The following is a 26,265-nucleotide window of genomic DNA, read 5'->3' as shown; positions in this document are numbered from 1 at the left end:
TAATAAAAATAAAAAAATAAAATAAAAAAGAGAGATAATTAGACTTAATATAAGCAAAGAATAAGCAAGGATAAAATATCAAATAAATTTAAAATAAAAGCTGATTGCACTAGAATATCTTTTGAAGTATAATAAGACAGTACTAAAATTGGTACTATATATTGTGTTATGGGGGTCGTTTAGATGCTATATGTTGTAAAAAGGGACGGTAGAGAGGTTGAGTTCAATTCAGAGAAGATAGTTAATGCTATAAAGAAAGCAGCTGAAGATATAGGTGTAAACCTAAAAGCGAGCAAAACGTTAGATATCGTTCAAAAAGTTATTGAGTATATAGAGGTGTCTGGGGAAAATAGAATATCTGTAGAGCAAGTTCAAAATCTTGTTGAAAAAGCTTTAAAGAATTCAAACTTAGATAATGTTGTTATTGCATATCAAAATTATAGAAGAGAGAGAACTAAGGTTAGAGAAATAAAATCAGACCTTATGAGAGCTATAAGTAAAATAGGTGTTGAAACAGATAGAGATAATGCTAATGTTGGTAATAATTTTAGTTCTAAATTATTAAGAATAGCATCAGAATCAAATAAATGGCATAACTTAGCAAATATGCCAAAGTATTTATCAAAAGCACATGAAATTGGAGATCTTTATTATCATGACTTAGATAGTTATAACTTAACTACTAACTGTCTACACATTCCAACTAAAGAGATATTAGAGAATGGATTTAATACAGGATATGGAACTATAAATGCACCAAGAAGAATAGAAACGGCAGCAGAATTATCATGTATATTATTACAATCAACTCAAAATGATATGTTTGGTGGTCAATCACATCCTGACTTTGATAATGATATGTCTATATTTGTTAAACCAACTAGAGAAGAAATAATATCTGAGTTTAAAGAACTTGGATTACCTCAGGAAAAAATAGAGGAACTAGCAGAAAAAAAATTAAAAAATAGAATACATCAAGCAATGCAAGGGGTAGTTTATAATTTAAACACAATGCATTCAAGAGCTGGTTCACAAGTACCATTTAGTTCAATAAATATAGGAATACCAGAATCAAGAGATGCAGCTTTAATTTGTGAAATATTCTTATTAGAGTATGAAAAAGGTTTAGGAAAAGGTGAGCAACCAATATTCCCTAACATAATTTTTAGAGTTAAAGAAGGCGTAAATAGGGAATCAAATGATCCTTATTTCTATTTATATGAGTTAGCTTGTAGAGTTGCGGCTAAAAGAATGAATCCTACATTTATGAATATAGATGCAGATTTTAATAAAAAATATTATGATATGGGTATTACTCCAGCTACTATGGGATGTAGAACTTATCTTATGAGTAATGTAAATGGAGAGCCTGGTGTTAAGGGAAGAGGTAATATAGCTCCTACAACTATAAATTTACCTAGAATAGGAATACAAGCTCAAGGTAATATAGATAGATTCTTTAAAATATTTGATGAAAGATTAAATTTAGCTAAAGAATCATTACTTCATAGATATGAAGTATTAAAGCATTTAAAAGTTAAAGATTTACCTTTTGTAGCAGGTCAAAATTTAATGAAAGGTTCAGAAGGTTTATTACCAGATGATTCAATAGAACCAATATTAAAACAAGGAACTTGGGGAATTGGATTTATAGGTCTTGCAGAAACATTAACTGCATTAGTAGGAAAGCATCATGGTGAAGATGAAGATGCTAGACAACTTGGTATTAAAATTATTGAACATTTAAGATCATTCTGTGATAGAACAGCAGAAGAAACAAAACTTAACTGGAGTGCTTATGCAACACCAGCTGAAGGTTTATCAGGAAAATTCATTAAACAAGACCAAAAGGCGTTTGGAATTATTAAAGGTGTAACTGATAAAGAATATTATACAAATAGTTTCCATGTTCCAGTTAATTATGCAATATCTTTAAAGGATAAGATAGATATAGAAGCACCTTATCATAAACTATGTAATGGCGGACATATAAGTTATTTAGAAGTTGATGATTGTCCATCAGGTGAAACTATAATGTCTATATTAGATTATGCATATAAGAAAACTAATATAAGTTACCTAGGAATTAACTTCCATATAAGATATTGTAAAGATTGTGGAACATACTTACACAATCACGAGCAAAAATGTACTAATTGTGGAAGTGTAGATATACAAGGAATTTCTAGAGTAACAGGATACTTAAGTTTAGATGAAAGATTTGGACCTGGAAAGTATCATGAAAGACAGGATAGAGTTACTCATACAGGAACAGGGGTTAATCACTATCAAGATTGTTAATTAAAAATAGATTAAGGCTGCTACAATAGTAATTGTAGTAGCCTTTTTAGCAAATAATATTTAAGAAAGTATTATAAAGATATTAATAAAATTAATTAAGTAATAAATATTTTTGATTATATTGATAGTAATTATTGGAATGATATAATTAATAGATAAGAGGAGTGAACTTATGAGCAAAAATATAAGACTTGCAGGAATAGCTTATGAAAGCCTAGTAAATGGACCTGGAATACGAAGAGTTTTCTTTGCACAAGGATGTAGACATAATTGTGAAGGGTGTTTTAATCCTGATACTCATGATTTTAATGGTGGAGAAGAAAAAAACATGGATGAACTTATAGAAGATGTTTTAGAAAACCCTATGATTAAAGGAGTGACATTTAGTGGAGGCGATCCTTTAGAACAAGCTGATAAATTTGCATATATGGCAAAAAAGTTTAAAAATAATGGTTTAAATATTTGGTCATTTACTGGATATAAATTTGAACATATTTTAAATAAGATGAATGAAAAAAAAGAATTAAAAGATTTTATAACTAATATAGATGTTTTAGTAGATGGAAAATTTGATCAAAATAAAAAAGAGGATGGAATTAGATTTAGAGGATCAACTAATCAAAGAATAATAGATGTTCCTAAAAGTTTAGCTCAAGGTAAAATTATTTTATTAGAAGAATATATGAAATAATAAGAATATGGAGGGGTATTATATGAATATAACTGTAAGTAATGTTAAAGAGAACTTTGATGGAAGAATAATTCCTTTATTTGAAGGTAATTTAGACATTAAGGATAATAAGTTAAAAGAAATTTTATCTAATTTAAATAGTAAAGATAAGTTTAAAGGAAAATCTGGAGAAACTTACATATTAACAAACGAGAACAATGGAAATATTGAAGATACAATTTTAATAGGTCTTGGAAATGAAGAAGATATAAATTTAGAAACTATTAAAGAAAATATATCAAAAGCCTATAAAAAGATGAAAGAGCTTAAAAATGTATCTATAGCTTTTAATATGATTAATACAAATAAACTTGATGCTTTAGAAATTATAAAAGCTATTACATTATCATTAATGCTTTCAGATTATGAATTTATAAAATATAAAAAAGATAAAGAAAATAGAGAAGTGTCTGTATCAATTATTGGTGTTGAAGAAGCATTAATAAATGAAGCTAATGAATTTGTTAAAGAAGGAATAGATATAGCAGATGGAGTTAAAATAGCTAGAGAATTAGTAAATGAACCAGCAAATGAAATGTATCCAGAAACACTAGCTGATGCAGCAACTATACTTGGAAATAAATTTGGTTTTGAAGTTGAAGTTTTTGATAAAGAAAAAATTGAAGAATTTGGAATGGAAGCTTTTATGTCTGTTGCAAAAGGTTCAGCTAGAGAACCAAAGCTTATTGTTATGAGGTATTTTGGAGATAAACACAATAAAAAAGATATTTTAGGACTTGTTGGTAAAGGATTAACTTTTGATACAGGTGGATATTCATTAAAACCAACTAATGGAATGGAAACAATGAAATCAGATATGGGTGGAGCAGCTGCTGTAATAGGTGCTATATCAGTTATTGCAAAAAGAAATCTTGCTATGAATGTTATAGGAGCAGTAGCAGCTTGTGAAAATATGATATCAGGATGTGCGTATAGACCTGGAGATATTATAGGTAGTATGTCAGGAAAAACTATAGAAGTTTTAAATACAGATGCAGAAGGTAGATTAACTTTAGCTGACGCAGTTACTTATATAAGTAAAAAAGAAAAGGTTAATGAAGTTATAGAAATGTCAACTCTTACAGGTGCAGCACTTGTTGCTTTAGGAGAAACTACAACAGCTGCTATAACTAATGATAATGATTTATTTAAAGAATATAAAACAGTAACTGAATATACTGGAGAAAAGGTGTGGGAATTACCAACATTTAATGAATATAAGGAGCTTATAAAATCAGACATTGCTGATTTAAAAAATATTGGTGGCAGAAATGCTGGAACAATAACAGCTGGATTATTTGTTGAAGAATTTGTAGAAGAAGGTGTACCATTCTTACATTTAGATATAGCAGGAACAGCGTGGACAGATTCACCAAAGCCTTATAAAGCTAAAGGTGGTACAGGAGTTCCTGTAAACTCATTATATGAATTTGCAAAAGGTAGAGAAAATAAATAAAATAATAAAAAAAGGCCAGTATCTTTTAAAGATACTGGCTTATATCTATTTATAGCCCCTAAATTTTTTATTGCTTATTGCTTAAATTATTTTATAATTAGAAATCTGATTGACCAGTTGTTCTTGGGAATGGAATAACATCTCTGATATTTGACATACCAGTAATGTACATTATTAATCTTTCAAATCCAAGACCGAATCCAGCATGCTTAGTTTCTCCGTACTTTCTAAGCTCTAGATACCACCAGTAATCTTCTTCAGCTAAGTTAAGTTCAGCCATTCTATTTTTTAATATATCAAGTCTTTCTTCTCTTTGGCTACCTCCAATTATTTCTCCTATTCCAGGAACTAGAAGGTCCATAGCTGCAACTGTCTTATTATCATCGTTCATTCTCATATAGAATGCTTTAATATCTTTTGGATAATCAGTTACAAATGTAGGTCTTTTGAAATGTTCTTCTGTTAAATATCTTTCGTGTTCTGTTTGAAGGTCAATTCCCCATTCAACAGGATATTCGAATTTTTTACCACAGCTTTTAAGTATCTCTACTGCTTCAGTATAAGTAACTCTAGCAAAATCTGAGTTTGCAACGTGGTTTAATCTTTCAACTAATCCCTTATCAATAAATTTATTGAAGAATTCAATTTCTTCAGGACATTCTTTCATTACATATTTAATTACGTAAGTTAACATTTCTTCTGCAAGTTTCATATCATCTTCTAAGTCAGCAAATGATATCTCAGGTTCAACCATCCAGAATTCAGCAGCATGTCTTGCTGTATTTGAATTTTCAGCTCTAAATGTTGGTCCGAATGTATAAACATTTCTGAATGCTAAAGCAAATGTTTCAGCGTTTAACTGTCCTGAAACTGTAAGATTAGTTTCTTTTCCAAAGAAATCTTTGCTATAATCAACAACACCTTCTTCAGTTTTTGGAGTTTCATTTAAGTCAAGAGTAGTAACTCTAAACATTTCTCCAGCACCTTCACAATCACTTCCAGTAAGGATAGGAGTGTTTGTATAAACAAAGTCTCTTTCTTGGAAGAACTTATGTATTGCATAAGCAGCAACAGATCTTACTCTAAATACAGCTGAAAAAGCATTACTTCTTGGTCTTAAGTGAGCGATTGTTCTTAAGTATTCAAATGTATGTCTTTTCTTTTGAAGAGGATAGTCTGAATCTGACATACCTTCAATTACTATTTCCTTAGCTTGAATTTCAAATGGTTGTTTAGCATTTGGAGTTTCAACTAAAGTTCCGATTATTTTTAATGATGAGCTTATTGGAAGTTTTGAAACTTCTTTAAAGTTCTCTAATTTGTTATCAAATACTATTTGAATATTTTTAAAGAAAGAACCATCGTTAATTTCAATAAATCCAAAAGCGTTTGAAGCTCTTAAAGTTCTTATCCAACCTGATATAGTTACATCTTTACTTAAATATTCTGATGTATTTCTATAAAGGGATTTAACTAAAATATTTTTATCCATTTAAATTTTACCTCCTATAACTTGAAAATTAATTTATAAAATAAAAAAACCTTCCATCCCAAAATAATGGGACGAAAGGATACTATCGCGGTACCACCCAAATTGCTATAAAATATAGCCAACTTAAATTACAGGCACATTTTATGCCCTTCTAGAAGTTAACGGTCTAGATGTCCGTCTAAGTCTACTAACAATTTAAAATCAATTTGCTTTCGGTTAGAAACTCTGAGATGTTCTTCAATCATAGGCTTCGTATAAGGCTTACACCATCCCTTACTCGCTAATACTACATCCTAAGTCTACTCTTCTCTTCACAGTTTTTATAAAAAATATATTAAATTGATTTTACAATACTTTTCTAACAAATGCAACATACTTATCATATATTATCATATATTTATCAATAATTATATGAGGTTGTTTATGTTACTAGAAAAAATTATAAATAAAAAAAATAAAGATCTTAATGAATTAAAAGATATGTTATTTTACAGAAATGATGATGATAGGAAGCAAATTATAAGAAATATAAAGGTTATAACAGAGGATTTATTTTTATTATTAGAGGAAGAAAAAAATTTGAGAAATAATTTTGTTTTGAAAAGAAGAAGAGAATTTACTTTAGGTGAATTATCAAAATATAATGGAAAAAATAATAATTTAGCATATGTAGCTATAGATGGTACAGTATATGATGTAACTGGAGTTACAGGATTTAATGAAAATGGACATTTTGGAGTTAAAGCTGGAACAGATGTAACAGAAAGTTTTTATGAGTGTCATAAGGGAGATAAAAGTATATTAAGTAATCTTAGAATTATTGGAGTTTTAAAGCAATAAAAACATACCCCATAATTAATTGTATAATTAATTATGGGGATATATTATTCAGCTCCAGTTTCAAAAGATCTTATTAAAGATTCAGGAAACTTAAGCATAGTCATATCTTTTACTATTCTTTTAACTTCATAAGTAATTTCTTTAATTTCTGCCTTTATAGGTTTATTTTTTTCAACTTCTATTAGGCAATAAGTTGGATTTGGTCTTCCTATTTTTGGTTTTCCTATACTTCCATCATTTATAAAAAGTTTATTTCCAAATTTTTTTATTGAAGGTATGTGTGTATGAGCACATACTAGGGCATCTTCTTTTAGGTTTTCCATAATTGAAGCTGTATTATCATTACCTTCAAGTAAGTATTCATTTATTGCATTTGGACTTCCATGAAGGAATAATATTTTCTTATCTTCAAATTCCAAAGTTAAAGAGGTTGGAAGAGAGTTTAAATAAAATTTATTTGCTGCTCTAAGCTCGTCCACGGCCCATGGTAGTGAAAATGAATTAATAGAGTTTTCTCTTATATATGTATAACTTCCATCTACAACAGATGCATCGTAATTACCTTTTAAACAAAGAATATTTCTTCTTTTTATCATTGATATAACTTCATTTGGGTGAGGACCATATCCAACTAGGTCACCTAAGCAAATTATAGTATCAACCTTATTATCTTCTATATCTTCTAAAGCTCTCATTAGTGCATAAATATTGCCATGTATATCTGAAATAACTGCTATTTTCATAAAGCTAGCCTCCTAAAAATTTCTCAATAATATTATATCACTTAGAAAATAATATAAATATTAAATAATACTTAAAGAATTGTAATTATTTGAACTTTATTCATATTAGTATATTATAATAGTAATATAAAACAATACGGAGGGATAAGAATGAAAGAGAACAGAATAAATAATGTTATAAAAGAAATGCAAAAAAATAATTTAACACAAATGATAGTTTCATCACCATCATCACTTTTTTATTTAACAGGAAAGTGGTTCCATCCAGGAAATAGAATGGTAGCTTTACTTATTAAAACTAATGGAGAACATAAATTAGTAAATAATAAGTTATTCCCTGTAGAAGAAGATTTAGGAATTGATATAGTTTGGTATGATGATATAGAAAATCCAGTTGAAATATTAGCTAAGTATGTTGATAAAGAGACGGTTTTAGGAATTGATAAAACTTGGCCAGCACATTTTTTATTAAGTCTTATGAAAATTAATGCGGCTAAAAATTATGAAAATTCATCACCAATAATTGATAATTTAAGAATGATAAAAGATGCAGAAGAAATAGAATTAATGAAAGAAGCTTCAAGAAGAAATGATGAAACAATGAAGGAGCTGTGGAAGCATTTAGAAGAAGGAAAAACTGAAGAAGAATGTACTGAAATATTAAAAGATTTATATGCTAAAAATGGAATGAATAAATTTTCATTTCCTCCAATTATAGCGGTATCACCAAACGGAGCAGATCCACATCATGAAACAGATAATTCAGCTATAAAAAGTGGTCATAGTATAGTTATTGATATGGGAGGAGTTTATAAAGATTATTGTTCAGATATGACAAGAACTGTATTCTTTAAAGAAGAGCCTTCAGAAGAACATAAAAAGATATACAACATAGTAAAAGAAGCTAATGAAAGAGCTATAGCTATAATAAAGCCAGGAGTTAAGTTTAAAGAAATAGATAATGCAGCAAGAAGTTATATTGAGGAAATGGGATATGGAGAATATTTTACACATAGAACAGGTCATTGTATTGGTATAGATTGCCATGATTTTGGTGATGTAAGTGCTGCAAATAATAATGAAGTAAAACCTGGAATGATATTTTCAGTAGAACCAGGAATTTATTTAAGTGGAGATATTGGTGTTAGAATAGAAGATTTAGTATTAGTTACTGAAGATGGTCATGAAAGATTGAATAAAGTAACTAAAGAATTAACTGTAATAAAATAATAAATATATTTTAAAAACAATTAATAATCAAGTTATTTTATAGTATTTACTACGATATATTTTAATTTTTATTATAGTGTAAATAAAAAGAGTACTTTTAAAAAAGTACTCTTTTTGTATTTATAAGTTTATTTTACTAAACTGAGAATAAAACTCCAGCTATTGTTCCTGTTAAACAAGTTGCAAGAGCTCCTCCTAGTAATGCTTTAAATCCAAGTTTTGCAATTAAACCTTTTCTATCTGGAGCTAAAGCACCTATACCACCAATTTGGATAGCAACTGAACTTATGTTAGCAAATCCACATAGTGCATAAGTTAATATAAGAACTGTTTTTGGTTGTAAAGTTCCAGCAGCTACATATTTAGACATTTCTGAGTATGCAACGAATTCGTTAATCATAACTTTTTGACCAAGTAAACTACCAGCAGTTCCTAAATCAACAGTAGGTATACCCATTACAAATGTTAATGGTGAGAATATTTTACCTAATATCCATTGGAAGCTAAGTGTTGGGAATCCAAATAGTCCGCCAATTGCAGCTAATATGTAGTTAAGTAAAGCTATAAGTGCAACGAATGCAAGAAGCATAGCAGCAACGTTAAGGGCAAGACCTAAACCTTCACTAGCTCCATTTGCAGCAGCTTCAACAACATTTGATGCTGTTTGTTCTACTTTTACATCAGTAGTACCTTTTGTTTTTGGTTCTTCTGTTTCAGGTACAAGAATTTTAGCTAAGATAAGTCCAGCAGGAGCAGCCATTATACTACCAGCAAGTAAGTCACCTGCATTAATTCCCATTGCCACATATCCAGCCATAACTCCACCAGCAACAGTAGCCATACCACCGACCATTATAGCCATAAGCTCTGATTTAGTCATATCTTTTATAAAAGGTTTTACTAAAAGTGGAGCTTCTGTTTGTCCTAAGAATATGTTTCCAACAGCACTTAATGTTTCAGCGCCTGATGTTCCAAGTAATTTACAAAGACCTTTAGCGATAATTTTAACTATGAATTGCATAATTCCTAAGTAATAAAGTATTCCCATTAAAGCTGAGAAGAAGATAATTGTTGGAAGAACTTGTAATGCGAAAATCATTCCAAAAGTATCTTGATTCATTAAGTTACCAAATAAGAACTTTGAACCTTCAAGAGTAAAGTCAAGTAATTTTGTTATTGCTTTACTACAAAAATCGAAGAAAGCTCTACCAGCTGGGATCTTTAATATAATTAGGGCAAATACAACTTGAAGTGCTAACCCTATACCAACTAAACGCCAATTGATTTTCTTTCTGTTGTCTGAGAACAGCGTAGCTATTCCTAAAATTACTATGATTCCGATTAATCCAATAAATCTACTCAATGTTCTTTCTCCTTTGTATATAATTTTTACTTATAGACTTAAGACTGTTCTTTATAGATTTTTAATTATTTCTTTAGTTAGAGTTATAAAACTATTTTTAGCTTTATTTGAAGTTTCTATAACTTCTTCATGATTAAGTGGTTGTTTTAGTATTCCAGCAGCCATATTTGTTAAACAAGATATGCCCAATACTTTTATTCCGGAATGATTGGCAACAATAACCTCTGGTATCGTTGACATACCTACTGCATCACCACCTAAAATTCTAACCATTCTAATTTCAGCTGGAGTTTCGTAAGTTGGCCCGCTAAACATAGTGTAAACGCCTTCTTTTATGTCAATATTTAAATCCTTAGCGATATTTTTTGCAAGATTTATAAGCTCTGGATTATAAGCTGTTGACATATCAGGAAATCTTGGTCCGAATTCATCTAAATTTTTACCAATTAAAGGATTGCTTCCGGAAAGATTAATGTGATCATTAATTATCATTAAATCCCCAGGTTTAAAATTTGTATTTACAGCACCTGCGGCATTGGTAACGATTAACTTGTCTACGCCTAAAAGCTTCATTACTCTAACAGGAAAAGTTACATCCGTCATTTTATAACCTTCATAATAATGAAATCTTCCTTGCATAGCAATTACAATTTTTCCTTCTAATTTTCCTATAACTAGACGACCTTTATGACCTTCTACAGTAGATACAGGGAAATTAGGTAATGTTTCATATGGATAAAATTCAGGTTCTTCAATTAAGTCAGCTAAAGATCCCAAACCTGATCCTAGAATAAGACCAATTTCAGGTTTATATTTACTTTTAGAAAGTATATATTCTGAAGTAGTCTTTAAAGTGTTTGATAAATCCATTTAATCACCTCTACTAGTTGTATTATTGTAAAATTTAAAAAGAGCATAGAAACAAGTCTACCATATAGATTATAGAATAAAATTAATTAAATTAAAATATAAAAAGCAAAAAATTTAATAAAAGAAAAAATAAAATTTTTGGCAAATCACCAAAAGTATACTTGAATAAATATAATAGTATATACTAATTTGTGGTGGTGAAGATTATAAGTACTATATTAATAAATTTAGTAATCATTTTCACGATAACCTTAAAAATAATTATTGCACCACATTTATGTAAAGTGGAAAAGAGTGATGTTATAGTTATTTTAGGTTGTAATTTAAATAGTATTTTTATGAATCAAAGGTTAAAAAAATCTATTGAATTATACAATGAAGGAATCGCAAAATATTTTATTGTTACAGGAAAAGGAAAAGGAGATATAAGTGAAGCTTTAGGAATGAAAAATTTTTTGGTTAATTTAGGTATTGATGATAATAATATATTTATAGAGGAAAAGGCAAAAAACACATATCAAAATTTAAAATTTTCTAAGAATATAATGAATAATAAAGGGTTTAAAAAAGCTGTAATTGTTTCGGATTATTATCATATTGCTAGAATAAAGATGATAGCTAAAAGAATTAAGTTAGATTGTTCATTTGCAACATGGCCTGTTAAAAAGTTCAATAAATATGAAGTTAAGGCGATTTTAAGGGAAGTAATAGCTTATATAAAAGATTTTATTATTGTATATGAATAAAAAGGTGGTATAACCACCTTTTTAAAAATTTTATTTATTATTTAAAAATTTTTCTCCAACTATAACAACATCACCAGCACCTACTGTTAAAAGCATATCTCCAGGATTTATATTATTTTTTACATATTCAACAGCTTCATCATGAGAGTGTACATTAGTACATTTAACACCTGTTTTTCTTATTGCATCACCTAATTCGTCAGATGAAACAAGACCAGTATCTTTTTCTCTAGCAGCATATATATCCATTAATACTAATTCATCAGCATCATTAAATGCTGTAGTAAATTCATCAAATAATGTTTTTGTTCTAGTATAAGTATGTGGTTGGAATACACATATTGTTTTATTGTGAGGAATTTTTTTAGCAGTACTTAAAGTTGCTTTTATCTCAACTGGATGATGAGCATAATCATCTATAACTGTAACTCCATTTAATTCCCCTTTGTATTCAAATCTTTTATGAGCACCCTTGCACTCTTTTAATCCATCTATTATATCATCATAAGGTAGATTAAAAATAAGTCCTACACATGCACTTGATAATGCATTTAAGATGTTGTGTTTACCTGGCATATTTAATTGTAAATCAAATAAATCTTCTCCATCTTTACAAACAGTGAAAGATGCACAACCTCTATTATCATATTTTATATTTGTTGCAGTTACATTAGTATCCTTAAATCCATAGCTTATAGTATTGCAATTAGCTTCTTTTAAAATTTTAGCAACATTAGGGTCTTCACCATAACCTATTAAGTAACCATCTGTAGGAATTAATGTTGAGAATTTTTTAAATGTTTCAGTTATATGATTTAAATCTCTATAATAATCTAAATGATCAGCATCTATATTTAAGATTATTCCTATGTATGGGAAAAATTTTAAAAATGATTCTTTATATTCACATGCTTCTGTAACAAAATATTCACTACTTCCTATTCTGTAATTACCGCCTATTACATCAAGTTCACCACCTACAAGTATAGTTGGATCTAAATTTGCTTTAAGAGTTATATTTGTAATCATAGAAGTACATGTAGTTTTACCGTGTGTACCTGCGACTGCAACATTATATTTATGACCTTTCATTATAAGACCTAAAAATTCTGCTCTATCCATAAGGTGTATATTATCTTCTTTGGCTTTAATTATTTCAGGATTATCTTGTGGAATTGCAGCCGTATAAACAACTAAGTCAACATCTTTTATATTATCCTTTTTATGCCCTATATAAATTTCAGCACCTTTTTCTTTTAAGCTATTAGTTATTTCTGATTCTTTAGAATCGGAACCTGAAACTTTAAATCCATTATTTAAAAGTACAGCAGCAAGACCACTCATACTTATACCGCCAATTCCTATAAAGTGAACCTTTTTATTGGTATCTTTTAAAAAATCAAATGACATGAAATCAACCCCTTTTTTTATTTATTTTATGATTATATAAGTTTAATGTTTTAAAAATTAATTTTTTATTTTATAACCATTTATAATTATATACATTTTTAATTAAATGAACACAAAAATTAACTAAAAATTATATCAATTTAAAAAAGAATTTTCAATTTATTTTACATTAAGTGATTAAAATGTATTGCACTAGGAAAAAATATAGAATAAAATATGAATATTGAGAGTGAAAAATTATGATATAATTCGTATAAATTCGAATAATTATTAAGATGCAGGTGGTTTTCATGGAAAAGTTAAGTAGAAATAGTAGAGTTGTTGTAATTACAAAGATACTAATAGAAAATCCGAATAAAATTATCGGATTAAATAAATTTTCAGAGTTATTAAATGCAGCAAAATCAACTATAAGTGAAGATATAGTTATAGTTAGAGAAACATTAGCAAAGTTTGAAATGGGAAGAGTTGAAACCATAGCTGGTGCTGCAGGAGGTATAAGATATATACCTGAAACAAGTGTATCAAAAGGAAAGGAATTTGCTTTAAGCCTTTGCGATTTGTTAAAAGATGATGGAAGAGTGGTTCCGGGAAATATAATATATATGACAGATTTAATGTATAATCCTGAAATAATAAGTAAAGCTGGAACAATACTTTCTTCTTGGTTTGAAAATATGGATATTGATTATGTAATTACAGTAGAGACAAAGGGAATTCCATTAGCATATGAAGTTGCTAGAAATTTAGGAGTTCAACTTGTTATTGCAAGAAGGGACAACCAATTTACAGAAGGAACAACTATGACAATTAATTATGTGTCAGGTACTAGTGGGAAGCTCCAACAAATGTCATTATCTAAAAAATCAATGAAAAGTAATTCAAAATGTGTATTCATTGATGATTTTATGAAAGGTGGGGGAACTGCACTTGGAATAAAGGATCTTTTAAAAGAATTTGATAGTGAATTAGTTGGAATAGGAGTTTTAGTTGATAATAAAGAAGCTAAAAAGAAACTTATTGATGAATATATATCAATAGTTGAATTACATTCAGTAAATGAATCATCAATAGTTGATATACGTCCTTCTAAGATATTTGAAAAATAGATAAATAATTTACCACACCAATAATAAATTTAAAAATTTACCAAATAAAAGAGGATATTGCCAATGTATGGAGAATTTATAATATCATAAAGGCAACTGGAGGTGTGGTCAATGCAAATTACAGACGTTAGAATCAGAAAGATAGCTACAGATGGGAAGATGAAAGCAATAGTATCAGTTACTTTTGATGATCAATTTGTAGTTCATGACATTAAGGTTATTGAAGGGCAAAATGGGTTATTTATTGCTATGCCAAGCAGAAAAACACCAGATGGTGAGTTTAAGGATATAGCACATCCTATAAACAGCGAGGCAAGGGACGTAATACAAAGAGCTATTCTTGAAGCGTATGATAAAGCTTTATCAGAAGAAATAGCGGAATAATTTATTAAAAATAAAAGGGATTTTCCCTTTTATTTTTTTGTAACTTACTGAAATAAGAATATTATAAAGGATAATAAAACAATATACATATATTATAAGTTTTATTGTATTGTTATCTAAGTTGAAATAGTTAGTTTGTTGAAATATAATAAAATAGAATTAAAATGTACTAAAATATAATACTATAAAAAATCGGGTTAAATATAAGTAATTAATAGAGGTGGTAAAATGTATAAATGTGCATTAATACTTGCAGCTGGTCAAGGTACTAGAATAAAGTCAGATTTACCTAAGGTTTTACATAAGGTTTGTGGCAAAGAAATGGTAAATCACGTTATAGATAATATGAGAAAAGCAAATATCAATGATGTAAATGTAATTATAGGAAAAGGAGCAGAGTTAGTTAAAGAACAAACTAATGATAGAAAAGTTTCTTATTCATTACAAGAAGAGCAATTAGGAACAGGACATGCAGTTAAATGCGCAGCTGAATTCTTAAAAGGAAAAAAAGGAACTGTAGTAGTATTTGCTGGTGATGCACCGCTAACAAAAGAATCAACAATAGAAGAATTAATAAAAACACATGAATCAAATGGAAATTCAGCAACTTTATTAAGTGCTATAGTTGAAGACCCAACAGGCTATGGAAGAATAATAAGAGATGATGAAGGATATGTTTTAAAAATTGTTGAACATAAAGACTGCAATGAAGATGAATTATTAGTAAATGAAATGAATGCAGCAATGTATTGTTTTGACATAGAAGATTTAGTTAATTCATTAGATAAGCTTTCAAATAATAATACACAAGGTGAATATTATCTTACAGATGTAATAGGAATTCTTAAAGAAGAAGGAAAAAAGGTTGGGGCACTAGTTACTGATTATGAGGATACTATAGGAGTTAATTCAAGAGTTCAACTTGCAGAAGCAGAAGAAATATTAAGAAATAGAATTAATTTAAAACATCTTAATAATGGTGTAACGTTAATAGATCCAAAATCAACATACATAGGAATAGATGTTGAAATAGAAAAAGATACAATTATATATCCAGGAACTATATTAGAGGGAAATACTAAAATAGGTTCAAACTGTATGATAATGCAAAATTGTAGAATTAAAGATAGTATAATAAACGAAGGTGTTACTGTAGAATCTTCAGCAATATTAGATAGTGAAGTAGGAGAAAATACTACTGTTGGACCATTTGCATATATAAGACCAGAAAGTAAGATTGGTTCAAAAGCTAGAATAGGGGATTTTGTAGAAATTAAAAAATCTACAATTGGTGATGGAACTAAAGTATCACATTTAACTTATATTGGAGATGCTGAAGTTGGTTCAGGATGTAACTTTGGATGTGGTACTGTTGTAGTAAACTATGATGGAAAAGTTAAGAATAAAACAGTAATTGGAAATAATAGTTTTATTGGATGTAACACAAATTTAGTTTCACCAGTAACTGTTAAAGATAATACTTATATTGCAGCAGGTTCAACAATAACTAATGATGTTAATGAAGGTGAACTTGCAATAGCTAGAGCTAAGCAAAGAAATATATCAGGATGGGTAGAGAAAAAGGGATTAAAGAAGTAATCAATAAAAATTTATTTATATATAAAAGAGCTAAATTTGAGGAGGTCTTCATTAATTATGTTAAGTCATGGAAAGAATATTAAAATATTCACAGGAAACTCACACCCAGAATTAGCGCAAGAAATTGCAAAAATATTAGGGCTAGAAGTAGGTGCGGGCGATGTAGGTACTTTTAGTGATGGAGAGATATCAGTAAATATAGGTGAGACAGTAAGAGGTGCTGACGTATTTATAGTTCAATCAACTTGTTCACCTGTAAATAATAACTTAATGGAATTACTTATAATGATTGATGCATTTAAAAGAGCATCAGCAGGAAGAATAACAGCTGTTATTCCATACTATGGATATGCAAGACAAGATAGAAAAGCAAAATCAAGAGATCCAATAACTGCAAAATTGGTAGCGGATTTACTTACAACAGCAGGAGCTCATAGAGTTTTAACTATGGATTTACATGCTGCTCAAATTCAAGGGTACTTTAATATACCTGTTGATCATTTAGTAGGTTCACCAATACTTTCAAAGTATTTTGTAGATAAAGGATTAATAGATCAAGATGATGTTGTTGTTGTGTCTCCTGATCTTGGAAGTGTAACTAGAGCCAGAAAATTTGCAGATAGATTACATGCACCAATAGCAATAATAGATAAAAGAAGACCTAAGGCAAACGTATCCGAGATAATGAATATTATTGGAGATGTTGAAGGAAAAAGATGTATATTAATAGATGATATGATAGATACAGCAGGAACTATAACAAATGCAGCAAATGCGCTAAAAGATTTAGGCGCAAAAAATGTATATGCATGTTGTACTCATGGGGTTTTATCAGGACCGGCATTTGAAAGAATAAATAATTCAGCAATTGAAGAATTAGTAATGTTAAATACAATAAAACTTCCAGAGAATATTGATAAGAAAAAATTTAAATCAATATCAGTTGCTCCTATATTTGCAGAAGCTATAAAAAGAATATATAATAATGAACCAATAAGCAAATTATTTGAAGCATAATAGTTAATGTATTAATACATAATATACATAAAGAAAACCTCTAGATAAATCTGGAGGTTTTGTTTTATAACTATTTATATAATAATGAAATATTACAGTTAACAAATTGTAACTTTTATATGAAACTATATTAAAAACTGTGAAAAAATGATAAATTTATAATTGTTAGTTAATTTTTAAATTAATTAAGCAATAAATATTTAATAAGTTAAAATGTGGAGGTATTAAGACATGGAAGGTGTTTTAGGTAAAGTATTAATAGTTGATGATGATGAAAATATTTGTGAAGTAATAAATATGTATGTAAAAAGTGCTGGATACGATACAAGAGTTGCACATAATGGTAAAGAAGCAGAAGAAATATTTTTAGACTATAAACCGGATATAGTTCTTTTAGACGTTATGATACCAAACATAGACGGAATAGATGTTTTAAAATGGATAAGAAAAGAAGGTACAACTCCAGTAATAATGCTTACAGCAAAAGGAGATACATTTGATAAGGTTTTAGCTTTAGAACTTGGTGCTGACGATTACATAGTTAAACCATTTGAACCAAAAGAATTACTTGCAAGAGTAAAAGCTGTAATGAGAAGATATACAGCAGATAATACAAATAAAGAAGTAATCCAATATAATGATTTAACAATAGATGCAAATTCATATAGAGTAATTTACAAGAATAATGAAATTAAAATGCCACCTAAAGAATTTGAACTATTATATTATTTAGCATGTAATAAAAATAGAGTTTTCACAAGAGAACAATTATTATGTGAAGTTTGGGGATATGATTATCCAGGAGACTCAAGAACTGTTGATGTTCACGTTAAGAGATTAAGAGAAAAGTTACATTCAGGAGATACTTGGCAAATTGAAACAGTTTGGGGGGTTGGCTATAAATTTGAGGTGAAATAGATGAAAAAGCATAGCTTAGCATATAGGCTTATAATAACATTCACATTAATAGTAGTAATCGCGCTTGTAATAGTAGCAGGAGTTTTATCTTTATGGATTAGACAAACTTATTTTGATCAAAAGAAAGAGCAATTAAATAGAGAAAGTAACATAATAGAAAGTGCAGCCATAGCTTATTTATCTTTGGATAAAAGTTCAAACTTAACAACGTTAAATAATGTAATGAACTTTGTAAGCAAAACTATAGATGCAGAAATATTAGTTACAGATAATCTAGGATATACATATGCTGTTTCTAATAGTGGATATGAAAATTATAAGTTTTCTAATGCAGGAATTCCTAAAGAAGATATGGATGTGTTGAAGCAAGGGAAGTCTATAGAATATGGAAATGTAAAAAGTGCATCTCAAAATAATTATGTATATTTAAAGCCTATTTTTAATAAAGATTATTTTAGCGGAGTAATAATAATGGTTATTCCGACTGATAGTATGTTATCTCCTATAATTAAAATAAATAAAATTATATGGATAACTGCTTTAATTGTAATAATTATTGGTGGTATATTTGTGTACTTTTACAGTAAAAAATCTTTAATAAAGCCTATAGATGAAATAACTGCAGCAGCAAGAAGAATATCTAAAGGTGGAGTTAATGAAAGACTTAATATTAATCAAAATAATGAAATAGGAGAACTTGCAGAATCATTTAATATAATGGCACAATCTCTTCAAACAGTTGATGATAATAGGAGAGCTTTTATATCAAATGTATCACATGAATTAAGATCACCTATAACCTCAATAAAAGGATTTATATCAGGAATATTAGATGGTGTAATTCCGAGAGATAAAGAAGGATATTATTTAAAAATTGTATATGAAGAAACTGATAGGTTATCAAGATTAATAAATGATTTGTTAGATATATCAGCTTTAGAATCAGGAAAAATAAAGCTTAATAAACAAGAAATTGATATAAGTAATATGTTAAGGTACACAATTACTAAATTTGAAAGTGCTATAAATAAAAAAGGATTAAATGTTGATGTTGTTTTAGAGCAGGAACATCAATATGTAATTGGAGATAATGATAAAATAACACAAGTAGTAACAAACTTAATAGATAATGCAATAAAATATTCTTATGAAAATGGTAATATAAGAATAAACACGAAATCCAAAGGTGATAGAGTGCTTGTGAGCATTTATAATGATGGTGAGTTATTAACTAAGGAGCAATTAATAAAGATTTGGGATAGATTCTATAAAGCAGATGTATCAAGAACTAACAAAGTAAGTACAGGGCTTGGATTATCTATAGTAAGGTTAATTCTTACAGAACATGGTGAAGATATTTGGGTCGAAAACTATAAAGATACTGGTGTTATGTTTACATTTACTTTAATCAAGAAATAATTTTGGTGATATTTATGAAGAATAAGAATGATAAGGGTAAAATAAATATAAAAAGTAAAAAAGTTGTTGTAACTAAGAAAAAAATTATTATAGCATTAGTAATAATATTAATTATAGTAATAACTACTTCACTATCAGTTGCATATGCTATGAATAGTATAAATAAAATTATTGATAAAAAGATTGAAAGTGTGTTAGAACAAAATAATTTAAGTGGAGTTATAAGCAAAGTTGCGCCATCTTTAGTAACTATAGGAGAAAATTATGATGATGCTACCTCATCAAAGGTATCTCAAAAAAATTCAACTGGAATAGTTGTTGATAGTGGTGGATTGATAATTACTTCTTATGAAAAGATTAAGGATTATAAAGAAATATTTATAGATATACCAGCAAAAGGAGTAAAACCGCTTAAGGGTACTTTAATTGGATATAATAAAGAGGCAGATATGGCATTAATAAAAATATCTGCAAATGGATTAACACCAATTTCATTAGCTAGTTCTAGCTCAATAAAAGAAGGTGAAAGTGTCTATGCAATAGGAAATTCTTTAAGCAATAATTATATAGGTCTAATTACTTCAGGGATCATAACATCTACAAATCATAAAATTAAAATGAATGATGAATATTGTTCTATAATACAAACAAATGCTGTTATGAATGAAGAAAATTTTGGGGGAGTACTTTGTAACTCTAAAGGAGAATTAGTAGGCTTAAATAGTAGATACTTAACTCAAGAATTTAACAAAGATGGATTATATTTTGCATCTAGTATAGACATGATAAAAAAATCTTTAAATAGTATAATAAAAAAAGAAGATCTTATAGGAATACGTGGTGTTGAGGTAAATGTTAGCAATGAGTATAAAAAAGGTTTTTACATAAAAGATGTAATAACTGATAGTAATGCTCAAAAAGGTGGGCTTAAGCCAACAGACATAATATTAACTGCTAATGATACTAAAATTTTATCTTATGATGATTTGATAAAAGTACTTAAAGATGATAAGTATAAGGGTAATATAAAATTTAAGATACTAAGAAACGGTGAGATAGAAAAGATAACTATAAATCTATAATTTAAAAGGAGTATAGCGAGTGATTATAGTATAATCATAAGCTTACTCCTTTTAATATTTTTTTAATATATTTTGAAATTTATAGTACGCTTTTTTTATTATCAAAATTTAGTATAATATTTAATAGGTATTTGAATAAATAAATTTTTATTGTAGAAGATTATAAAATATAAGTAGTTTAGAAAGAGGAGATAAAATGTTCATAATAGTAGGACTTGGAAATATAGGTGAAAAGTACGAAAATACTAGACATAATATTGGTTTTGATAGTGTAGATTATATAGCTAATAAGTATAATATAGATATAAACAGGAAAAAATTTAAAGGGGTTTATGGAGAAGGATTTATTGAAGGAGAAAAGGTAATTTTAATTAAGCCTTCAACATTTATGAATTTAAGTGGAGAATGTGTCAGGGAAATACTTGATTTTTATAAACTTACAAATGAGGATATTATAGTTTTATATGATGATATAAGTTTAGATGTAGGTAAGATAAGAATAAGAGAAAAGGGAAGTGCTGGGGGACATAACGGAATAAAAAATATAATATCACATTTAGGCACTGATAAATTTTCAAGAATTAAAATAGGAGTGGGACAACCTAAAGGAGATTTAATAAATCATGTTTTAGGAAATTTTTCAAAAGAAGAAAGAGAAGTTTTAGAAGAAAGTTTAGATGTTACTAAGCTTGCTGTAGATGAAATAATAAAAAGTAATATAAGCTCAGCTATGAATAAATATAATGGATTTAAAGCTAAAAAAAGTATTTAAGGATGGTGTATAAAATGAGATTAGAGGGGTTAATGGAGCCCTTAATTGAAAGTAAAAAATTTAATGAAATAAAAGAAAATATAAATAATAAAAAGTTTCCATTAGGGATATATGGACTATCAGAATCTGGTAGAACATATTTAATGAATGCTATATTTGAAAGTTCTAATGAGTCTTTAGTTATAGTTACAAACAGTGATATAGAAGCAAAAAATTTATATGAAGACTTAAGTTTTTATACAACAGAAGTTTATTATTTCCCTGTAAGAGAGGTTGTTTTTTATAATATAGATGCTATCTCAGGTGATTTAAGATGGGCTAGACTTAAGGTAATAAAAGAAATATTAAATAAAAAGAAGAAAATAATAGTTACATCCATAGAATCTTTTGCAGCAAGCTATACTCCAAGAGAATATTATGAAAATCATAAAATAGAATTATCAATAAATAATGAAGTGGATTTTAATGATATAAATAGATTGCTTGTTGAAGGCGGGTATGAAAGAGTTGAAATGGTTGAAGGAAAAGGTGAGTTTGCTTTAAGAGGTGGAATTCTTGATGTATACCCTCCAGATTCAATTTATCCTTATAGAATAGAGTTATTTGGAGATGAAATAGATTCTATTAGAAGATTTAATGTGGAATCTCAAAGAAGTATAGATAAGGTTGATAAAGTTAGTATTTTTCCTGCTAAAGAAATAATAATAGATGATAATGTTATAGATTATGCTAAAAGTACTTTAATAAAAGAGTTGAATAAAGCTTTAGAAAATAATAAAAATAAAGATAGTAAGGAAAAATTAAAAGAAATAATAAATAGAAACTTAGAATCTTTAATTCAAACTTCAAGTTTTGAAACTATAGATTCATATCTTCCATTTTTTTATGAAAAATTAGAAAGTTTATTTGATTATTTTAAAGGATATAATTTCGTAATTGATGATACAACAAGGTCTCTTGGAAAGTTAGAAGGTACTTATAGTGAATTTAGAGAAAACTTTTCAATGTTTCTTCAAAAGGGAAATATACTTCCTAAACATTCTGAATTACTTTTAGATTATAGTGAAGTTTTAGGTAAGTTCGATGAATGTAAATTAATAACTATGGATACCTTTAAAAAGGTTAGAGATATACTAAAGCCTCGTTCTATAATAAATATGTCTCAAATAACACTTCACAATTATCAAGGACAGTTAGATTTACTTATAGATGATATAAAAGATAAAAAGAGTAAAGGCTTTAAAAGCTTAATTCTTTCAGGAACAAGAACTAGAGGAGAAAGATTAGTAGAAACTTTAAGAGATAGAGAAATTGAAAGCGTTTATAAGGATAACGTTGATAAAATATCTTGTGGGGAAGTCGTAATTACTTTTGGAAATCTTCTTAAGGGATTTGAATTTCCTGATGAAAAGTTATGTGTAATATCAGATAAAGAAGTATTTGGGGAGGCGAAACGAAAAATCCCTAAAAAGAAAAAGGTTAAAAAGGGTATAGCTAAAATAAATTCATTTACTGAATTGAAAATAGGTGATTATGTAGTTCATGCAAATCACGGAGTTGGTGTTTATAAAGGAATTAAACAAATAGAAGTAGCGGGAAATAAGAGAGATTATTTGGATATAGTTTATCAAAAGGGCGATAAGCTATATGTTCCTGTTGACCAACTTGACCTTATACAAAAGTATATAGGAACTGAAGGAAAGACTCCTAAGGTAAATAAACTTGGTGGAACAGAGTGGCAAAAGGCTAAGAGTAAAGTTAAACAATCAATAAATGAAATAGCTAAAGATTTAGTGAAACTTTATGCAACTAGGGCTACTTTAAAAGGTTATAAATTTAGTAAAGACACAGAGTGGCAAAGACAATTTGAAGATGAGTTTCCTTATGAAGAAACACCAGATCAACTTACATCACTTTCAGAAATAAAAAGTGATATGGAATCTGTAAAATCAATGGATAGACTTCTTTGTGGAGATGTAGGATATGGAAAAACTGAAGTTGCTTTAAGGGCAGCATTTAAAGCTGTTATGGATGGAAAGCAAGTTGCATTTTTAGTACCAACAACTATACTTGCAGAACAACATTATAAGAATATGATTAAAAGATTTTCAGATTTTCCAATAAAAATTGATATGATAAGTAGATTTAGAACTGCAAAAGAACAAAAAGCTACGATACAAGCAGCAAAAGAAGGAAATGTTGATATATTAGTTGGAACTCATAAATTAGTAGCAAAAGATATTCAATTTAAAGACTTAGGTCTTTTAATAATAGATGAAGAGCAAAGGTTTGGAGTTAAACAAAAAGAAAAAATAAAAGAATTAAAGAAGAATGTTGATGTTCTTACATTAAGTGCAACACCAATACCAAGAACTCTTCATATGTCATTAACAGGTGCTCGTGATATTTCTGTAATAGAAACACCTCCTGAAGAAAGATATCCGGTTCAAACTTATGTTATAGAACAAAATGATCAACTTATAAGAGATGCTATACTTAGAGAAATGAACAGAGGAGGGCAAGTATTCTTTGTTTATAATCGTGTTGAAAGTATTGAAAGCATGGCAAATTATATAAAAGAATTAGTTCCAGAAAGTAAAGTAACGTTTGCCCATGGTAGAATGACAGAAAGACAACTAGAAAAAGAAATGATGGACTTTATGGATAAAAAGTATGATGTGTTAGTATGTACTACCATAATAGAAACTGGTATAGATATACCAAATGTAAATACTATAATAGTATTTGATGCAGATAAGATGGGGCTTTCACAATTATATCAATTAAGAGGTAGAGTTGGGAGATCTAATAAGATAGCTTATGCTTATCTTTTATATACTAAGGATAAAATATTAACAGAAGTAGCTGAAAAGAGGCTTAAGGCACTAAAGGATTTTACTGAACTTGGATCTGGATTTAAAATAGCTATGAGAGATTTAGAAATAAGAGGTGCCGGAAACATGATGGGTTCAGCTCAACATGGTCATATGGCTACTATAGGTTATGATTTATATTGTAGAATGCTTGAAGATACAATAAAAATTATAAAAGGTGAGATTACAAAAGAACCAGTTGAAACTACTGTTGATATTAAAGTTGATGCATATATTCCAGGAACGTTTATATCAGATGAAAATCAAAAGATTGAAGTTTATAAAAAAATTGCAGCTATTGAAAGTTATGAAGAATACATGGAAATTAAAGATGAATTAGAGGATAGATATTCAGATATTCCAGATTCAGTTTATAATTTAATGGATATAGCTTATATAAAGAGTAAAGCTAAGCAACTTAATATAGAAGAAATAAAAGAAACGCCAAAAGGAATATTCTTTAAATTTGAAGAAGGCGATAAAGAACATAAGGAAGTATTTAAAATATTAATAGATAAATATAAAGATAATGTAATACTTAAGTTTGGCAATATACCTGAATTTCAGTTCAAGCAAAATGGATTCAAGAAAGAGGAAATATTACCATTCTTTAAAAATATGTTAAATAACATATTAAAAGTAATAAATACTTAATTCTATATAATTGAACTTAATAAATAATATGTTATACTAAAAACAGTGAAATTTTAACAATTAGGTACTTTATAATAAATAGTAAAGCGAGGGAAAGTTAGTGGGTAGAATTAAAAGAATTGTAGCTTTAGGTTTAGTTGCAATATCAAGCATGGTATTTACTGGATGTAACATGATACAAAAAACTCCTGAAGCAATAAAAAATGAAACCTTAGCAAAGGTTGGAGATCAAAAAATAACAAGAGGTGAAGTTGAAAAGGTTGTTGAAGGAAGTATGTATTATCAACAATTAAAACAACAATATGGTGATAACTTACAAAATAATGAACAAGCAAAGTCAATGTTATTACAATTACAAAAAAGTGCATTAGAAAGTCTTGTAGATCAAAAGGTTATGATTACTGAATCTGAAAAGAACAAATGGATGTCAGATGAAGAAATAAATAAAAAAGTAGACTCTGAACTAAAAGAAATGAAAAAAGGTTATAAAACAGAAGAAGAATTTAAACAGGCTTATGAAGCAAGTGGCTATAAGGATGAAAATGAATTAAAAGAAAATTTAAAAGAACGTGTTATAGTAGGAAATGTTATTGAAAATCATATATATAAAGATGTAAAAGTTACAGATGCTGATGTGAAGAAATATTATGATGAAAATAAAGCAACAACATATACAATAAAACCTGGTGCTGATGTATATCAAATAATAATAGCTGATGGAAAAGATGCTGAGAAAACTATAAAGAAGATAAGAGAAGATATAGTTTCAGGAAAAGCTAAATTTGCGGATATGGCAGCTAAATATAATATTGATGCAACAAAATCAACAGGTGGATCATTAGGTTATATAGATTATGATTCACAACAATATGATAAAACATTTATGGCTGCTATGAAGAAACTTAAAGATGGTGAAATATCACAACCTGTAAAAACACAGTTTGGATACCATTTAATAAAAGTAGAAAATGTTAAAAGCAAGGCAGAAGTAATACCATTTGATAAAGTAAAAGATTCAATTAAACAACAATTAGATCAAAGTAAAAAGAATAAAGCTTATACAGACACTCTTAAGAAGTGGAAAGATGAACTTGGAGTTAAAGTTTACGAAGATAAAATAGAACAAAAAAACTAAATGTTGTAAAAAGGACACCTAATTTTAGGTGTCCTTTTTGTTTAAATAATGGATATAAGTGCATAAAATTTCTATATAGTCAAATACTAATAATGTTACTAAATTTAACAGTATTTTATTAA

The 26,265-nt window shown here is 28.1% G+C and carries 21 protein-coding genes and 1 other annotated feature; of the genes, 16 read left to right on the top strand and 5 right to left on the bottom strand.

The features are described 5' to 3' along the window. Positions 1-183: 183 nt before the first annotated feature. From AC4FQ1_RS09085 to AC4FQ1_RS09075, 3 genes are all read left to right on the top strand, one after another. Complete coding sequence (locus AC4FQ1_RS09085; protein WP_491169513.1) at positions 184-2,301, top strand: anaerobic ribonucleoside triphosphate reductase; 2,118 nt, start codon at positions 184-186, stop codon at positions 2,299-2,301. Between the two features lie 172 nt (positions 2,302-2,473). Next, on the top strand, positions 2,474-2,992 hold the full coding sequence (gene nrdG, locus AC4FQ1_RS09080) for an anaerobic ribonucleoside-triphosphate reductase activating protein (RefSeq protein WP_491169512.1): 519 nt from the start codon (positions 2,474-2,476) through the stop codon (positions 2,990-2,992). Between the two features lie 22 nt (positions 2,993-3,014). After that, positions 3,015-4,487: a leucyl aminopeptidase gene (locus tag AC4FQ1_RS09075; protein ID WP_491169511.1), complete on the top strand. Its 1,473-nt coding sequence runs from the start codon at positions 3,015-3,017 to the stop codon at positions 4,485-4,487. A gap of 97 nt (positions 4,488-4,584) precedes the next feature. On the opposite strand, the gene asnS is transcribed toward AC4FQ1_RS09075, so the two are convergent. Next, positions 4,585-5,979, bottom strand: a complete 1,395-nt coding sequence (asnS, locus tag AC4FQ1_RS09070; RefSeq protein WP_491169510.1) for an asparagine--tRNA ligase — start codon at positions 5,977-5,979, stop codon at positions 4,585-4,587. 64 nt (positions 5,980-6,043) lie between these two features. Further along, positions 6,044-6,303 (bottom strand) — a binding site (T-box leader). Positions 6,304-6,402: 99 nt separating this feature from the next. On the opposite strand from asnS, the gene AC4FQ1_RS09065 reads away from it, so the two are divergent. Further along, positions 6,403-6,819 (top strand): cytochrome b5 domain-containing protein, encoded by a 417-nt coding sequence (locus AC4FQ1_RS09065; protein ID WP_491169509.1) that lies wholly within the window; start codon positions 6,403-6,405, stop codon positions 6,817-6,819. A 44-nt stretch (positions 6,820-6,863) separates the two neighbouring features. Here AC4FQ1_RS09065 and AC4FQ1_RS09060 read toward each other — a convergent pair whose 3' ends face one another. After that, the gene (locus tag AC4FQ1_RS09060) at positions 6,864-7,562 is read right to left on the bottom strand and encodes a metallophosphoesterase family protein (protein ID WP_303127405.1); all 699 of its coding nucleotides are present in this window, start codon (positions 7,560-7,562) and stop codon (positions 6,864-6,866) included. A 150-nt stretch (positions 7,563-7,712) separates the two neighbouring features. On the opposite strand from AC4FQ1_RS09060, the gene AC4FQ1_RS09055 reads away from it, so the two are divergent. Beyond that, positions 7,713-8,792, top strand: coding sequence for a M24 family metallopeptidase (locus AC4FQ1_RS09055; RefSeq protein WP_491169508.1), 1,080 nt, complete (start codon positions 7,713-7,715; stop codon positions 8,790-8,792). A gap of 136 nt (positions 8,793-8,928) precedes the next feature. Here AC4FQ1_RS09055 and AC4FQ1_RS09050 read toward each other — a convergent pair whose 3' ends face one another. Both AC4FQ1_RS09050 and AC4FQ1_RS09045 read right to left on the bottom strand, forming a co-directional pair. Continuing rightward, a complete protein-coding gene (locus AC4FQ1_RS09050) occupies positions 8,929-10,155 on the bottom strand; it encodes a NupC/NupG family nucleoside CNT transporter (RefSeq protein WP_303127409.1) in 1,227 nt (408 codons plus the stop codon). Positions 10,156-10,206: 51 nt separating this feature from the next. Next, the gene (locus AC4FQ1_RS09045; RefSeq protein ID WP_491169507.1) at positions 10,207-11,025 is read right to left on the bottom strand and encodes a purine-nucleoside phosphorylase; all 819 of its coding nucleotides are present in this window, start codon (positions 11,023-11,025) and stop codon (positions 10,207-10,209) included. Positions 11,026-11,216: 191 nt separating this feature from the next. On the opposite strand from AC4FQ1_RS09045, the gene AC4FQ1_RS09040 reads away from it, so the two are divergent. Next, positions 11,217-11,771 (top strand): YdcF family protein, encoded by a 555-nt coding sequence (locus tag AC4FQ1_RS09040; RefSeq protein WP_491169506.1) that lies wholly within the window; start codon positions 11,217-11,219, stop codon positions 11,769-11,771. A 30-nt stretch (positions 11,772-11,801) separates the two neighbouring features. Here the strand turns inward: AC4FQ1_RS09040 and murC are convergent, their stop codons facing one another. Next, positions 11,802-13,181 (bottom strand): UDP-N-acetylmuramate--L-alanine ligase, encoded by a 1,380-nt coding sequence (gene murC, locus AC4FQ1_RS09035; RefSeq protein ID WP_303127415.1) that lies wholly within the window; start codon positions 13,179-13,181, stop codon positions 11,802-11,804. Positions 13,182-13,471: 290 nt separating this feature from the next. On the opposite strand from murC, the gene purR reads away from it, so the two are divergent. The 10 genes from purR to AC4FQ1_RS08985 all read left to right on the top strand — a co-directional run bounded on the left by purR (position 13,472) and on the right by AC4FQ1_RS08985 (position 26,143). Next, the gene (gene purR / locus AC4FQ1_RS09030) at positions 13,472-14,290 is read left to right on the top strand and encodes a pur operon repressor (protein WP_491169505.1); all 819 of its coding nucleotides are present in this window, start codon (positions 13,472-13,474) and stop codon (positions 14,288-14,290) included. Between the two features lie 111 nt (positions 14,291-14,401). Beyond that, positions 14,402-14,674: a septation regulator SpoVG gene (gene spoVG / locus AC4FQ1_RS09025; RefSeq protein WP_303127419.1), complete on the top strand. Its 273-nt coding sequence runs from the start codon at positions 14,402-14,404 to the stop codon at positions 14,672-14,674. A 228-nt stretch (positions 14,675-14,902) separates the two neighbouring features. Beyond that, complete coding sequence (gene glmU / locus AC4FQ1_RS09020; RefSeq protein ID WP_491169504.1) at positions 14,903-16,273, top strand: bifunctional UDP-N-acetylglucosamine diphosphorylase/glucosamine-1-phosphate N-acetyltransferase GlmU; 1,371 nt, start codon at positions 14,903-14,905, stop codon at positions 16,271-16,273. A 57-nt stretch (positions 16,274-16,330) separates the two neighbouring features. Beyond that, positions 16,331-17,290: a ribose-phosphate diphosphokinase gene (locus AC4FQ1_RS09015; protein ID WP_303127423.1), complete on the top strand. Its 960-nt coding sequence runs from the start codon at positions 16,331-16,333 to the stop codon at positions 17,288-17,290. 231 nt (positions 17,291-17,521) lie between these two features. After that, on the top strand, positions 17,522-18,208 hold the full coding sequence (locus AC4FQ1_RS09010; protein ID WP_024614186.1) for a response regulator transcription factor: 687 nt from the start codon (positions 17,522-17,524) through the stop codon (positions 18,206-18,208). Continuing rightward, positions 18,209-19,627, top strand: a complete 1,419-nt coding sequence (locus AC4FQ1_RS09005; protein ID WP_303127426.1) for a sensor histidine kinase — start codon at positions 18,209-18,211, stop codon at positions 19,625-19,627. Between the two features lie 14 nt (positions 19,628-19,641). Beyond that, on the top strand, positions 19,642-20,709 hold the full coding sequence (locus AC4FQ1_RS09000) for a S1C family serine protease (protein WP_491149168.1): 1,068 nt from the start codon (positions 19,642-19,644) through the stop codon (positions 20,707-20,709). Between the two features lie 196 nt (positions 20,710-20,905). Then, positions 20,906-21,481, top strand: a complete 576-nt coding sequence (gene pth, locus AC4FQ1_RS08995; protein ID WP_491169503.1) for an aminoacyl-tRNA hydrolase — start codon at positions 20,906-20,908, stop codon at positions 21,479-21,481. A 14-nt stretch (positions 21,482-21,495) separates the two neighbouring features. After that, positions 21,496-25,008, top strand: coding sequence for a transcription-repair coupling factor (mfd, locus tag AC4FQ1_RS08990; RefSeq protein ID WP_491169502.1), 3,513 nt, complete (start codon positions 21,496-21,498; stop codon positions 25,006-25,008). A gap of 100 nt (positions 25,009-25,108) precedes the next feature. Beyond that, positions 25,109-26,143 carry a peptidylprolyl isomerase gene (locus AC4FQ1_RS08985; protein WP_491169501.1) on the top strand — a complete coding sequence of 345 codons (1,035 nt, stop codon included), beginning with the start codon at positions 25,109-25,111 and terminating at the stop codon, positions 26,141-26,143. The last annotated feature ends 122 nt before the right edge of the window (positions 26,144-26,265 follow it).

The organism is Clostridium sp. TJA020 (assembly GCF_058310295.1).
The sequence above is the reverse complement of the archived record's forward strand: the minus strand, read 5'-3'. Positions and strand labels throughout refer to the sequence as shown.

Excerpts from the sequence above, each read along its gene's own strand:
- AC4FQ1_RS09085 (WP_491169513.1), top strand. The coding sequence starts at position 184 with ATGCTATATGTTGTAAAAAGGGACGGTAGAGAGGTTGAGTTCAATTCA.
- nrdG (WP_491169512.1), top strand. The coding sequence starts at position 2,474 with ATGAGCAAAAATATAAGACTTGCAGGAATAGCTTATGAAAGCCTAGTA.
- AC4FQ1_RS09075 (WP_491169511.1), top strand. The coding sequence starts at position 3,015 with ATGAATATAACTGTAAGTAATGTTAAAGAGAACTTTGATGGAAGAATA.
- asnS (WP_491169510.1), bottom strand. The coding sequence starts at position 5,979 with ATGGATAAAAATATTTTAGTTAAATCCCTTTATAGAAATACATCAGAA.
- AC4FQ1_RS09065 (WP_491169509.1), top strand. The coding sequence starts at position 6,403 with ATGTTACTAGAAAAAATTATAAATAAAAAAAATAAAGATCTTAATGAA.
- AC4FQ1_RS09060 (WP_303127405.1), bottom strand. The coding sequence starts at position 7,562 with ATGAAAATAGCAGTTATTTCAGATATACATGGCAATATTTATGCACTA.
- AC4FQ1_RS09055 (WP_491169508.1), top strand. The coding sequence starts at position 7,713 with ATGAAAGAGAACAGAATAAATAATGTTATAAAAGAAATGCAAAAAAAT.
- AC4FQ1_RS09045 (WP_491169507.1), bottom strand. The coding sequence starts at position 11,025 with ATGGATTTATCAAACACTTTAAAGACTACTTCAGAATATATACTTTCT.
- murC (WP_303127415.1), bottom strand. The coding sequence starts at position 13,181 with ATGTCATTTGATTTTTTAAAAGATACCAATAAAAAGGTTCACTTTATA.
- purR (WP_491169505.1), top strand. The coding sequence starts at position 13,472 with ATGGAAAAGTTAAGTAGAAATAGTAGAGTTGTTGTAATTACAAAGATA.
- spoVG (WP_303127419.1), top strand. The coding sequence starts at position 14,402 with ATGCAAATTACAGACGTTAGAATCAGAAAGATAGCTACAGATGGGAAG.
- glmU (WP_491169504.1), top strand. The coding sequence starts at position 14,903 with ATGTATAAATGTGCATTAATACTTGCAGCTGGTCAAGGTACTAGAATA.
- AC4FQ1_RS09015 (WP_303127423.1), top strand. The coding sequence starts at position 16,331 with ATGTTAAGTCATGGAAAGAATATTAAAATATTCACAGGAAACTCACAC.
- AC4FQ1_RS09010 (WP_024614186.1), top strand. The coding sequence starts at position 17,522 with ATGGAAGGTGTTTTAGGTAAAGTATTAATAGTTGATGATGATGAAAAT.
- AC4FQ1_RS09005 (WP_303127426.1), top strand. The coding sequence starts at position 18,209 with ATGAAAAAGCATAGCTTAGCATATAGGCTTATAATAACATTCACATTA.
- AC4FQ1_RS09000 (WP_491149168.1), top strand. The coding sequence starts at position 19,642 with ATGAAGAATAAGAATGATAAGGGTAAAATAAATATAAAAAGTAAAAAA.
- pth (WP_491169503.1), top strand. The coding sequence starts at position 20,906 with ATGTTCATAATAGTAGGACTTGGAAATATAGGTGAAAAGTACGAAAAT.
- mfd (WP_491169502.1), top strand. The coding sequence starts at position 21,496 with ATGAGATTAGAGGGGTTAATGGAGCCCTTAATTGAAAGTAAAAAATTT.